The organism is Vibrio breoganii, assembly GCF_001677275.1.
Lineage (GTDB): Bacteria > Pseudomonadota > Gammaproteobacteria > Enterobacterales > Vibrionaceae > Vibrio > Vibrio breoganii.
This window is the reverse complement of the sequence record NZ_CP016177.1, coordinates 1,983,741-1,996,728: the sequence shown is the minus strand read 5'-3', so window position 1 is coordinate 1,996,728 and position 12,988 is coordinate 1,983,741. Positions and strand designations below refer to the sequence as shown.

Sequence of the window (12,988 nt, the reverse complement as noted above, 5' to 3'; positions counted from 1 at the left end):
GAAGCCCAACAAATGACAATTGAAATTCTGGTTCCTGATTTACCTGAATCAGTTGCAGATGCTACCGTTGCAACTTGGCACAAAAAGCCAGGTGAAAGAGTAGAGCGTGATGACGTATTGGTTGATATCGAGACTGATAAAGTTGTCCTTGAAGTACCCGCTCCAGAAGCGGGTGTTCTTGAAGAAATTTTCGAAGAAGAAGGTGCAACAGTTCTTTCAAAGCAACTTCTTGCAAAGATCAAACTTGGCGCTGTTGCTGGCGAGCCAACGAAAGACAGCACTGAAGATACAGAAGCCTCTCCAGATAAGCGTCATAAGGCGTCTTTGACAGAAGAGAGCAATGAGGCATTGAGCCCTGCTGTACGTCGTCTTCTAGCTGAACACAACCTTAGCCCATCCGATGTGAAAGGCACAGGTGTTGGCGGTCGTATTACTCGTGAAGATGTCGATGCACACCTAGCGAACGCGGCTAAAGCAGCAAAAGCGGCACCTGCAGCGACACCAACTGCTGAGCCTGAGCTACCTGCAGCAGCTCGCACACAAAAACGTGTGCCTATGACTCGTTTGCGTAAGACAGTGGCAAACCGTTTGCTAGAAGCGAAGAACAGCACAGCAATGCTGACGACGTTTAACGAAGTGAACATGAAGCCAATTATGGACCTTCGTGCACAGTACAAAGACTCATTTGAGAAGCGTCATGACACTCGCCTAGGTTTCATGTCTTTCTACGTGAAAGCTGTGACAGAAGCACTGAAACGCTACCCAGAAGTGAATGCGTCTATTGATGGCGAGGATATTGTTTATCATAACTACTTCGATATCAGCATGGCAGTATCTACACCGCGTGGCCTAGTGACTCCAGTCCTAAAAGACTGTGACACACTCAGCTTTGCCGAGATTGAAAAGGGCATTAAAGAGCTGGCAATCAAAGGCCGTGACGGCAAGCTAACTGTTGATGAGTTGATTGGCGGTAACTTCACTATCACTAACGGTGGTGTGTTTGGCTCTCTGATGTCGACACCTATCATCAACCCACCACAAGCCGCTATCTTGGGTATGCATAAGATCCAAGATCGCCCAATGGCTGTCGATGGCAAGGTTGAAATCCTACCAATGATGTATCTGGCTCTGTCTTACGATCACCGTTTGATTGATGGCCGTGAATCAGTAGGCTTCTTGGTAACCATCAAGGAACTACTAGAAGATCCAGCACGTCTTCTATTGGATGTTTAATTAAGAATTAGGGGTGCCCCTTGGCACCCTTATTAGACCCTCGGGTCATAGCTCAAGAAGTACCCTACACCTGTTAAAGAGCAATCTTTAGCGAGAGGAAATTATTTAGGCGAGCGCTCAGCACTCGTTTAAAAAGGAATGGAAGATACTAATGAATTTGCATGAATATCAAGCTAAACAACTGTTTGCTGAATTTGGGCTACCTGTACCAGAAGGGTATGCCTGCGATACGCCACAAGAAGCGTTCGAAGCAGCAGGTCGCATTAGCACAGCAAAGAAAGTGGTCAAGTGCCAAGTGCATGCTGGTGGCCGTGGTAAAGCGGGCGGTGTTGAACTGCACGATACCAAAGATGGTGTTAAAGAGTTTGCTCAAAAGTGGCTAGGCAAAAACCTAGTGACTTACCAAACAGATGCGAATGGTCAGCCAGTATCGAAGATCTTGGTTGAAGAAGCGTCTAACATCGCTAACGAGCTTTACCTTGGTGCCGTTGTTGACCGTGCTTCACGTCGTATCGTGTTCATGGCTTCAACTGAAGGTGGCGTAGAGATTGAAAAAGTAGCCGAAGAGACTCCAGAGTTGATTCATAAAGCGGCTATCGATCCTTTGGTTGGTCCTCAGTCTTACCAAGGCCGTGAGCTTGCGTTTAAGCTGGGTCTTTCTGGCGATCAAATCAAACAGTTTGTGAAGATCTTCATGGGTCTTGGCAACATGTTCGCTCAATACGACCTAGCACTTCTAGAGATCAACCCATTGGTTGTAACTGCAGAGAACAACCTGCTTTGTCTAGATGGCAAGATCAACATCGATTCAAACGCGATGTACCGTCAACCTAAGCTTCGTGAAATGCACGATCCATCTCAAGAAGATGAGCGTGAAGCACACGCAGCTCAGTGGGAACTGAACTACGTTGCGCTAGATGGCAGCATCGGTTGTATGGTAAACGGCGCAGGCCTTGCTATGGGTACGATGGATATCGTAAACCTACACGGCGGGCAACCTGCTAACTTCCTAGACGTAGGCGGCGGCGCGACTAAAGAGCGTGTAACTGAAGCGTTTAAGATCATCCTATCTGATAGCAATGTTAAAGCGGTTCTCGTCAACATCTTTGGTGGTATCGTACGTTGTGACCTGATTGCTGATGGCATCATCGGTGCAGTTGAAGAAGTGGGCGTTAAGGTTCCAGTAGTAGTTCGTTTAGAGGGTAACAATGCCCCTCTAGGCTCACAGAAACTGGCAGAAAGTGGTCTAAACATTATTGCTGCAAACTCTCTGACTGAAGCAGCGGAAAAAGTAGTAGCTGCAGCGGAGGGCAAATAATGTCTGTACTAATTAATAAAGATACTAAAGTTATCTGCCAAGGCTTTACTGGTGGTCAAGGTACGTTCCACTCAGAGCAAGCGATCGAATACGGAACGCAAATGGTCGGTGGTGTTTCACCGGGCAAAGGCGGCCAAACTCACCTTGGTCTACCTGTGTTCAACACAGTACGTGACGCAGTAGAAACAACTGGTGCAACAGCATCCGTCATCTACGTACCGGCGCCGTTCTGTAAAGATGCAATCCTTGAAGCTATCGATGCAGGCATCAAGCTTATCGTGACTATCACGGAAGGCATCCCTACGCTTGACCTTCTTGATGTTAAGGTTCGTCTAGACGAAGCTGGCGTTGTGATGATTGGTCCTAACTGCCCAGGCGTAATTACTCCTGATGAGTGTAAGATTGGTATTATGCCAGGACACATTCACAAGAAGGGTAAAGTGGGTATCGTATCTCGCTCTGGTACGCTGACGTATGAAGCGGTTAAGCAGACCACAGACGAAGGCTTTGGCCAGTCTACCTGTGTTGGTATTGGTGGTGACCCAATTCCTGGTTCAAACTTCATCGATATCTTGAAGCTATTTGAACAAGATCCTGAAACTGAAGCTATCGTGATGATCGGTGAGATCGGCGGCACAGCGGAAGAAGAAGCAGCGGCATTCATTAAAGACAACGTCTCTAAGCCTGTAGTCTCTTACATCGCAGGTGTTACAGCGCCTCCAGGCAAACGCATGGGTCACGCTGGTGCAATCATCTCTGGTGGCATGGGTACAGCTGAAGATAAATTCCAAGCGCTAGAAGCGGCTGGAGTGAAAACAGTGAAAAGCCTTGCAGACATCGGCAAAGGCCTACGCGAGATCACCGGTTGGTAATCTAGCTTTTCCTTGATGTAAATATGCGAAAGCCTCTGATTGTTCAGAGGCTTTTTTGTTGGTGGTGAATACTTGTGCTCACTAAGATCCCGGATAAATGACAAAGTCATTTTCCGGGATGACGCTGGGTTGATATGGGCGATATTAGTCAAATCACCGTCATCCTGATGAAAACTGGAATGCCAGCCCAGCAGGATCTTAGTAAGCACGGAGTTGAATTTTTCACTATCCAAGATACTGGATAAATACTGCGTATTTTCCAGCATGACGTAGGTTGGATAGGAACCACAATAGTCAAATTATGTCATCCTGATAAAAACTGGAATGCCAGCCCAGTGGAGTGCCAGCCCAGCAGGATCTTAGTAAGCACCTAGCTGAATTTAGTACTACCTAAGATACTGGATAAATACTCCGTATTTTCCAGTATGACGATGTTCGCTGTATTGAAAACTCTGATAGCTGATAGCTTTACCCCCACTTCTATCCCGCCTGCCTCTTAAACTGTGCCAACAAAAACAACACTGTCGCACTAACCACAACCGAAGGACCCGCCGGCGTATCGTAGAACCAAGACATACTTAACCCGGTACACACGCAGATCATGCCGATAATAGAGGCCATGATCGCCATCTGCTCTGGACTACGACATAAACGCCTTGCGGTTGCAGCGGGGATAATCAGTAGCGAAGAGATAATCAAGGCGCCAACAAACTTCATACCCACAGCGATAACCAAGCCAATCATCAGCATGATCAGCAGTCTCATTAGTGAGATATTCACCCCTTCAACTGCCGCTAACTCTTCGTTTACGGTGCTGGAAAGCAGTGGTCGCCAAAATGCCACTAACAGCAACATTACTACCGCAGCGCCCATATAAATAAACATGACGTCGTAGTTATTCACCGACAAAAGGTCACCAAATAGGTAGCCCATTAAGTCGATACGCACGTTGTCCAAGAAGCTCACCGCAATAAGACCTAGGGATAACGCACTATGCGCAAGAATACCAAGCAAGGTATCGGTTGCGACGAGCTGTTGTCTTTGCAGTGTGACCAAAATTATGGCTAGTGCCATACAGCACACAACGAGTGCCAAATAGAGGTTAATGTCTAATAAGAAGCCCAAAGCTAATCCCATTAGAGAGGCATGAGCTAGGGTATCGCCAAAGTAAGCCATTTTTCGCCAAACGACGAAAGAGCCAAGAGGGCCGGCAATAATTGCGATACCAAAGCCAGCGAGCAATGAAGGCAGTAAAAACTCAATCATGGGTATGTCCGTGTTTGTGGTTGTGACATGAGGTCGCGTCTCCTGTCACTGGATCGCCAGAGAGATCATGATGATGATGGTCGTGATGATGTTGATAAAGTGCGAGACTGGATTCAGGGGTATTGCCGAACATCTGCAAATAACTTGGATGATTAGAGATCGCTGACGGCGTGCCTGAACAGCAGATATGGTGCTGTAAGCAAATCACATTGTCGGTTTTGGCCATCACTAAATGCAAGTCATGAGAGATCATAAACACCGCACAGTTAAATCTATGACGAATGGTATCGATGAGGTTATAAAGGTCAACCTGACCTTGTACATCCACTCCTTGAGCTGGTTCATCGAGTACCAGTAATTGCGGTCTGATCAAAAGGGCTCGAGACAAGAGCACTCGCTGCGTTTCCCCGCCTGATAGCTTATGCACATCAGCCTGAATAAGGTGGCTCGCACCCACAAGGGCGAGGGCATCTTGGCGCTCCTGCTGACTGTATTTTCCTGCCAAACGCAGAAAACGATCAACCGTAAGAGGCAAGGTCTCATTAAGTTTTAGCTTCTGCGGAACATAGCCAATACGTAGCTTGTTCTGTTTAGTGACCTTTCCTGAATCTGTTTTTTGCAGTCCCAGTATGACTTTCACTAGGGTGGATTTACCTGCGCCATTGGGACCGACTAGGGTGGTGATTTCTGACTCATTAATTGAAAGGTTGATCTTATCTAATACCTTTCGTTGTTCAAACTGAACAGTCACGTCTTTTAGGGTGACGAGTTGGGTCATAGCATTCAGGCCTGTGTATGGGTTGGAGTGCAAACCGGGTTTTCTACCCGTGTTCACCCAAAGAGTAAAGTAAAATAATAGTGCGCAAACATACTTTTCGTTTGCTTATTACGAATGATATAAAGTAACATTTGCGCAGAAATTTGGCTATTGCAACGGAACCGCATCGATGAAACGTTTACTTTTATGCCTGCTCTCATTGAGCTTTGTTACTAGTGCCCAAGCTATTGAGGTGCTAAATAGTATTAAACCGATACACCTTATTACCCAAGAGATCACCAAAGGCGCGTCTTCATCGTCAGTACTACTGGGTACCAATATGTCACCACATGATTACGCACTGCGTCCGTCAGATGTGAAAAAGGTTCGCGATGCCGATCTGGTGATTTGGTTTGGACCTGAACTTGAAAGCTTCATGTCTTCTATTGTGGAAAGCCAAGATAAAGTATTGACCATTAGTCAACTTCCAGATCTGGACCTTCGTCACTATGAAGAAGGGCATCACGATCATGATGGCCATAATCATGGCAATACTGATCCGCACTTTTGGTTAGGCCCAAAGCAAGCAGGGACTGTTGCAAAAGCCATTGCGAGTAAAATGATCGAGCTAGACCCTGACAATGCGACTTACTACAAAGACAATCTTGAAGCCTTCATGAGTAATCTGCAGCTGACAACCAGCGAGATCAATGCACAACTTGAGCCTGTACGGGATCATGGATTCTTTGTCTTCCATGACGGCTACGGCTACTTTGAGGAGTTCTTCGACTTAAATCATTTAGGTCACTTTACGGTAAGCCCAGAAAGAAAGCCGGGAGCAAGAACTCTTATCCAAATAAAAACGCGTTTAGCTGAAGGGGACGTCTACTGTGTCTTTAGTGAGCCGCAATATACACCAGCCGTGATTGAAACCGTCACGCGAGGCAGTGATGTGAATACTGGTGAGCTAGATCCATTGGCAACAGATACTGAAGATAAACCAGGTGCTTATTTTGCTTTCTTAAAGCAACTATCTGGTCAGTTTGAGACGTGTTTGAAATAAGTAATATTGAAACTTTCATAGGGCGTCCTTTTTTAAAGGGCGTTTTTTTTTGATTTAGAACAGGTGACTTTGTAACAAGTTGTGTTAAAGTCTACGCAAATGATAACGATTGGCATTTAGATTATGAAGCTCGCTGAACTCACAATAGGACAAGAAGCCACTATTTCTTCTCTGCAACAATTAGATGGCTCTACTCGTAAAAAACTGATGGTAATGGGGATTCTTCCCAATACGCCAGTCACTTTAGTGCGCAAAGCGCCTATGGGCGACCCACTACAGGTGAGAGTTCGAGACGTTAGCGTTGCGATTCGTAAATCTACAGCAGAACAAATTTCAGTAGAGGTTGCATAGTGGACTACTCAATTCTGACCGTTGGTAATCCAAACAGCGGTAAAACCACACTTTTTAATGCCTTCACCGGTGCAAACCAAAAAGTCGGTAACTGGGCTGGTGTGACCGTTGAGAAAAAAACCGGTCTTTATTCTCTGGCTGGCGAAGAGTTTAGCCTGACAGACCTTCCGGGTATCTACGCACTAGACAGTGGCAACGACAACAACAGCTTGGATGAGACCATTGCCTCTCGCGCTGTGTTATCGACGCCTGCTGACGTTATCATTAATGTTATTGACGCCACTTGTTTAGAACGAAGTCTATACGTAACCCTACAGCTACGTGAGTTAGGCCGTCCTATGATTGTTATCCTAAACAAGATGGATGCGCTGGCTCGCATGGGTCAGAAGGTCAACATTAAAGGCTTATCTAAAGCGCTTGGCTGCCCGGTTATGGCAGTGACAGCAACTCGTATCAACGAGGTCAATAAGCTAAAAGCCGACCTGCACAAGATGTTGGCGACAGGTATTGAGGTTGAACCTCTAGCACTGGACTACGGCGTTCAATTTGAAGAAGTCGTGTCTGACATTCAAGATCAGTTTGAAAACGACATGGTGAGTAATCGTGCTCTGGCTATTCGCGCCCTAGAGAACGATCAGCTTGTCATGCACACAGTACCTGCGGAAGTAAAAGATGCGACCGCTCAAGCACGTCATTCTCTTGATATGGATATTGACCTGCACATTGCTGATGTAAAGTTCACCTTCTTACATGAGCTGTCTAAATCCTTCAGAACGACAGAAGGCAAGATCACTCGTCGCCTAAGCGAAAAGATTGACGCCGTGGTTTTGAACAAATGGATTGGTGTGCCGCTGTTCTTTGGCGTGATGTACCTGATGTTTATGTTTGCTATTAACATCGGTGGCGCGTTTATCGACTTCTTTGATATCGCCTTTGGCGCGGTATTAGTTGATGGTACTCATGCGCTGCTAGACCCAGTTCTACCTGCATGGATGGTGACTCTGCTTGCCGATGGTGTCGGTGGCGGTATCCAAACCGTAGCAACCTTTATCCCTGTTATTGCCGGTCTTTACCTATTTTTGACCCTGCTAGAAGGCTCAGGTTACATGTCTCGTGCGGCATTCGTACTGGATAAAGTCATGCAGAAAGTGGGCCTGCCGGGCAAAGCCTTTGTTCCACTGGTATTAGGCTTTGGCTGTAACGTACCCGCGATTATGGCAAGCCGTACACTAGACCAAGAGCGTGAGCGCCGTTTAGCGGCATCTATGGCTCCGTTTATGTCTTGTGGTGCTCGACTGCCGGTATACGCGTTGTTTGCAGCGGCGTTCTTCCCAAGTGCTGGTCAAAACGTGGTATTTGCGCTGTATGTGATTGGTATTCTAGCCGCGGTATTTACTGGGTTTATTCTGAAGAACACTATCTACCCTGGTAGCAATGACAGCTTCGTTATGGAAATGACGGATTACGAAATTCCTCGTCTGCGTAACGTAATTATCAAGACATGGCAAAAACTGAAGCGCTTTGTATTTGGCGCAGGTAAAACCATCGTTGTGGTTGTGACTATTCTTAGCTTCCTAAACTCTATTGGTACTGATGGTAGTTTTGGTAACGAAGACAGCGAGAACTCTGTTCTATCTAAGGCAGCTCAAGTCATCACTCCTGTGTTTGAACCTATGGGTATCGAGCAAGACAACTGGCCAGCAACGGTAGGTATTGTCACAGGTATTTTCGCAAAAGAAGCCGTGGTAGGGACATTGAACAACCTATACGCCTCACCTTCTAATGAAGAAGCCGAGTTTGATTTAATGGCGAGTCTAGAAGAGGCAGTAATGTCGATTCCTGAGAACCTAAGCGGTCTGAGCTTTAGTGACCCGCTAGGTATCGAAGTCGGTGACCTGACAGATACTCAAGCCGTGGCGGATGACCAAGAAGTTGACCAGTCGGTGTTTGCGAACCTACAGGGTAAATTTGCTAACGGCCATGCAGCCTTTGCTTACCTGCTGTTTATCCTACTGTACACACCGTGTGTAGCAGCGATGGGCGCATACGTTCGTGAGTTTGGTGCTCAGTATGCACGCTTTATTGCCGTGTGGACTATGGGGCTGGGTTACTTTGGCGCTGTGCTTTACAACCAAGTAATGAACTTCTCAGCTCACCCTGGAAAGAGTGCTATTTGGATACTGGCTGTGATGATCGTGTCGGTGGCAACCTACTTAGGGTTGAAGCACCATGGCAGCAAACAGCAGTTTCAAGAACAAGAATCTGCGGCGTAGACGACTATGATACTACAGCAACTCAAGTCCTACCTTGAACAGCACGGCACTACTGAGAGAGCCGTGCTTGCTAATCACTTCGGTCTGTCTGAAGACGGTGTAGACGCAATGCTTCAAGTGTGGGTGAACAAAGGTAAGGTCACCCGCATGTTTGACACCATCAAGGGTCAAGAAAAGGGCGTGCGCTATACCATCAATCAAGGTATTAGCTTAAACGTTCAAATGTAAACGTCGCTACACGCTAAGTTTCCAATCAGCTAGGTTTAAACTGCTCGCAGTTGCCTAGCTTTTTTTTGATCTGCTCTAGCAGTTGCTGTTGTTCCAGGTCGCGTCTAAATTCACCCTTGGTGTTTCCCCATACCGGCCCTGGCCATGCATGGTCGGTCTTAAAGCGCGCAATATGATGAACGTGCAGCTGCGGCACCATATTGCCCAGAGCCCCAAGGTTCATCTTATCGGGCGAAAATAACGCTTCTAGTGCCTGCATCACCGTTTGTGATTCTATCAAGAATTGTTGCTGCTCTTGCATTGGCAGGTGGTGAAGCTCTTTAAGCTCATGCTTCTTGGGCACCAATATCACCCAAGGCACGCAGTTATCTTTATGCAACAGCGCTAAGCTCAGAGGAAACTCACCAATCATATTGGTATCTTTTGCTAACTGCGGATGAAGTTGAAATTCCATCGATAATCCCTTGTCATTATGCGGTAACAGGCTCTGCCGGTAGTGCTTGTTTAGGCTCGCGGCTCATCATCAGTGCGCCGCCCACTAGCATTACTGCACCTGTGATCTGTTGTGGAGTTAATGTAGCATCAAACGCCACCCAGTTGATGGCAACAGCGGAAACAGGAAAGAACAATTCTGCAATTGTGCCGTATCGCGCAGGTATTCTTTCAAGCCCTTTGTAATAGATAAACATCCCCAGTAGACCCGACAGCAACACCATATAAAACAAGCTAACAAAACTGCCCTCAGATAGGGTGAAGTGTTCACCATAACAAAGCATCGCAACGGTCAGTGCAACGAGAGCAAGGCTAAAGCGACCTGACATGATTTGCATGGTGTTATAGCCCATCATCGTTAGCTTGCGTCCATACACAGTGGAAGCTCCCCAGGCAACAACGGCGAGCAATGCTGAGCCATAGCCAAGTAAGATAGCAATCAATTTCGGGTCATAATGCCAAACTGCCTCTTCTGACCATAGCTCAATAATATCTGGCGCAATCATCACGATACTGCCAATAAGGCTAACGCTCGCCCATAGGACAAAGTGCTTCTGAAGTTTTTCTTTGAGCAAGATAACCGATAGCGTAATAGCCACGATAGGCTGAAGCTTCTGCAGCAAGATCACTATAGTCGGATTCATCAGGGTAAACGCCTTAGTGAAGGCGAGGGTGCCAATGGCTGAGCCCAGTACACCAATCAAGATAAAGGGCAGCAGTGAGCCCTTGATGTAGGCAAAGCGCCACCTAGGCACTGCAATTTGCAATAGGGCAATCATCACCACTAACACTATGTGTTCAAAGAACACTATCTGTAGGGTGCTGTTAGTCTCTAAAAGAGGATAACGAAATAGGGTATCAGCAGCCCATAAACCAGCCGCGATCATTACAAAAACTATACCTGCCACGAGGATCTCCAAATTCATACCAGTAGCGACGCGCTATCTGGTTAGATTTCTAAAAACGTGAACAGAGCTAAGAGGTAAGGCAATATGATGCGCCAAACCGCACCAGACGCATCTTGAGTGCAGTTTTGCAATAAACGCATTTAACACCAAGGCGAGAGCTCGCTTGGTGGTCAATACGCTAATCAATTGTGTCACTTCTTTCATCCGGACTGTAACCGTCGGCTCTGGATTCACACCAGATCTGCTGTCCCTTCACGTAGTGAAGGCGCTCGTGGGCTCAAGCTAGGCTTTTACCACCGGTGGGGAATTTCGCCCCGCCCTGAAGTCCATTTAAGGTAGCAAAATTTAGGCGTAGAGAAAATGGATTTTTATAGCTGAAAGCTTTTAGCTGTCAGCTGTCAGCTGTCAGTTTTTAAAGCAACAGCTACTTGGATTCATCTGCAGACAAAAAAAAGAGACCCATAAGGGTCTCTTCAAATCTTTATCTGATAGCTGATAGCTTCAAGCTGTCAGCTATCTCAATTACAGCTTCTTAGATACTACCGCAGTCAAACCAATGATAGCGATTGCAAGAATCATGATTGGGCCTTTGCCGCTTTCAAAGCCGCTTAGGATACCTGCGATTGCAACTACAGCAACTGCTACAGGGATGATGTACTTAACTAGGTTGTACCATAGACCGAATAGTGGGAAAGATACTTTACCGTCGTTAGTAATTTCTTTCTCTAGGTCAACACGGTTTAGACGCCAGCCTGCGAAGATACAGATGAACATACCGCCAACCGCTAGGAATACTTTGTCAGTTAGTAGGTCGAAGATGTCGAATACGCCTGTATCGAACAGCTTAGGACCAAGACCACCTAGTGATAGAGAAGCAAACACACACATCACTGCCATTACTGCACTTGCAGAAAGTACAGCGTTAACACGCTTCATGCCTTTCTCGTCGATTAGGTAAGACACAACTACTTCTAGTAGAGATACAGAAGAAGTCAGTGCAGCAACCGTTAGACCAACGAAGAAGATAAGTGCAAAGATAAGACCTGTGCCACCCATTTGAGCAAATAGCTGAGGAACAACAACGAATACTAGACCTGGGCCAGCCGCTGGTTCCATGTTGAATGCGAACATTGCTGGGAACATAGCGATACCTGCAAGTAGAGCTACCGCAGTATCCATACCTACAACCATACCTGTAGTTTGAACAAGGTTCTCTTTCTTCTTCAGGTAGCTACCGTAAGTGATCATACAACCCATACCAAGAGATAGGGAGAAGAACGCTTGACCCAATGCAGCTAGAACAGTTTGGCTATCTACTTGAGTGAAGTCTGGTTTGAATAGGAACTCAAGACCTGCGCTTGCGCCAGGTAGAGAAAGACCTTTAACCGCTACGATGATAAGAATAAGGAATAGCAAAGGCATTAGGATCTTGCCTGCTTTCTCGATACCACCAGAGATACCCTTGCTCACAATAACAATGTTAAGCACTAGGTATGCGCCCATCCACAATAGTGGTTGGATTGGGTTAGAGATGAAGCCACCAAAGCTATCTCCGATTGCTTCAGGGGTGTCTAGTAGGCCAGTAGCCACTTTAGGGATGTACGCTAGAGCCCAACCACCTACAACAGGGTAGAAGCCCATGATCAATAGACCACTTAGTACACCAATAACACCAACAAAGCTCCAACGCTTATCTGTTGATTTAAATGCGCCTACAGCAGAACGGCTAGTGTGACGGCCGATTGCAAATTCAGTCAGCATTACGCTGAAACCAATAATGATTACGAATGCTAGGTAGATAAGTACGAATGCACCACCACCGTTCTCACCCGCTGTGTACGGAAATTTCCAAATATTACCAAGGCCAACAGCTGAACCAGCCGCTGCCATTACAAATCCAAGTTTTGAACCCCAGTTATCACGAGGGGCTGCTGATGCATTTCCAGTCGCCACAATTACTCCAAATTTAATGTTGTGTTTTTACTACTCGGCGCCTTAAAAAGAGGGGTGTAAATAAAGGTTTACACCATATAAGTTTTGAGTGACGCTCTAAGAGTGGCAAGTTAACCAGTTTGTGAGTAAAGTTAAAACCCTTAAAAGTACATTTATCGGGCATTGATCGCATAATTGCAGTTAATCGCTAGTTTATTGCACAATCATTAGCTGATTGCCCCTAAAAACACCTCTCTGAAAAATGTTTCCGCTTGAGTCGTTCAAAGAACTTTAC

12 protein-coding genes and 1 riboswitch are annotated in these 12,988 nt (G+C 46.3%); of the genes, 7 read left to right on the top strand and 5 right to left on the bottom strand.

Going from position 1 to position 12,988, the window contains the following annotated elements; genetic code table 11:
* Positions 1-12: 12 nt before the first annotated feature.
* The 3 genes from odhB (at position 13) to sucD (ending at position 3,423) form a co-directional block, all read left to right on the top strand.
* The gene (gene odhB, locus A6E01_RS09205; RefSeq protein WP_017026742.1) at positions 13-1,233 is read left to right on the top strand and encodes a 2-oxoglutarate dehydrogenase complex dihydrolipoyllysine-residue succinyltransferase; all 1,221 of its coding nucleotides are present in this window, start codon (positions 13-15) and stop codon (positions 1,231-1,233) included.
* A gap of 151 nt (positions 1,234-1,384) precedes the next feature.
* Positions 1,385-2,551, top strand: a complete 1,167-nt coding sequence (sucC, locus tag A6E01_RS09200) for an ADP-forming succinate--CoA ligase subunit beta (RefSeq protein ID WP_017026741.1) — start codon at positions 1,385-1,387, stop codon at positions 2,549-2,551.
* Positions 2,551-3,423 carry a succinate--CoA ligase subunit alpha gene (gene sucD, locus A6E01_RS09195; protein WP_017026740.1) on the top strand — a complete coding sequence of 291 codons (873 nt, stop codon included), beginning with the start codon at positions 2,551-2,553 and terminating at the stop codon, positions 3,421-3,423. The genes sucC and sucD overlap by 1 nt, the downstream gene beginning before the upstream one ends.
* A 480-nt stretch (positions 3,424-3,903) precedes the next feature.
* On the opposite strand, the gene znuB is transcribed toward sucD, so the two are convergent.
* Entirely contained in the window at positions 3,904-4,689 is a 786-nt protein-coding gene (gene znuB / locus A6E01_RS09190) for a zinc ABC transporter permease subunit ZnuB (protein ID WP_017029617.1), read from the bottom strand.
* Positions 4,682-5,467 carry a zinc ABC transporter ATP-binding protein ZnuC gene (gene znuC / locus A6E01_RS09185; RefSeq protein ID WP_017029616.1) on the bottom strand — a complete coding sequence of 262 codons (786 nt, stop codon included), beginning with the start codon at positions 5,465-5,467 and terminating at the stop codon, positions 4,682-4,684. Before znuC ends, znuB begins: the two co-directional genes overlap by 8 nt.
* A 169-nt stretch (positions 5,468-5,636) precedes the next feature.
* On the opposite strand from znuC, the gene znuA reads away from it, so the two are divergent.
* The 4 genes from znuA to A6E01_RS09165 all read left to right on the top strand — a co-directional run bounded on the left by znuA (position 5,637) and on the right by A6E01_RS09165 (position 9,361).
* Positions 5,637-6,509, top strand: a complete 873-nt coding sequence (znuA, locus tag A6E01_RS09180) for a zinc ABC transporter substrate-binding protein ZnuA (protein ID WP_017029615.1) — start codon at positions 5,637-5,639, stop codon at positions 6,507-6,509.
* 123 nt (positions 6,510-6,632) lie between these two features.
* Positions 6,633-6,860, top strand: coding sequence for a FeoA family protein (locus A6E01_RS09175; protein ID WP_017029614.1), 228 nt, complete (start codon positions 6,633-6,635; stop codon positions 6,858-6,860).
* A complete protein-coding gene (gene feoB, locus A6E01_RS09170) occupies positions 6,860-9,133 on the top strand; it encodes a Fe(2+) transporter permease subunit FeoB (RefSeq protein ID WP_065210109.1) in 2,274 nt (757 codons plus the stop codon). The genes A6E01_RS09175 and feoB overlap by 1 nt, the downstream gene beginning before the upstream one ends.
* A gap of 6 nt (positions 9,134-9,139) precedes the next feature.
* A complete protein-coding gene (locus A6E01_RS09165; RefSeq protein ID WP_017029612.1) occupies positions 9,140-9,361 on the top strand; it encodes a FeoC-like transcriptional regulator in 222 nt (73 codons plus the stop codon).
* A 25-nt stretch (positions 9,362-9,386) separates the two neighbouring features.
* Here the strand turns inward: A6E01_RS09165 and A6E01_RS09160 are convergent, their stop codons facing one another.
* From A6E01_RS09160 to A6E01_RS09150, 3 genes are all read right to left on the bottom strand, one after another.
* On the bottom strand, positions 9,387-9,815 hold the full coding sequence (locus A6E01_RS09160; RefSeq protein ID WP_017029611.1) for an HIT domain-containing protein: 429 nt from the start codon (positions 9,813-9,815) through the stop codon (positions 9,387-9,389).
* A 16-nt stretch (positions 9,816-9,831) separates the two neighbouring features.
* On the bottom strand, positions 9,832-10,761 hold the full coding sequence (locus A6E01_RS09155) for a DMT family transporter (RefSeq protein WP_017029610.1): 930 nt from the start codon (positions 10,759-10,761) through the stop codon (positions 9,832-9,834).
* A gap of 188 nt (positions 10,762-10,949) precedes the next feature.
* Positions 10,950-11,092: riboswitch (FMN riboswitch) on the bottom strand.
* A 191-nt stretch (positions 11,093-11,283) separates the two neighbouring features.
* A complete protein-coding gene (locus A6E01_RS09150; RefSeq protein WP_065210108.1) occupies positions 11,284-12,714 on the bottom strand; it encodes a sodium-dependent transporter in 1,431 nt (476 codons plus the stop codon).
* Positions 12,715-12,988 lie beyond the last annotated feature (274 nt).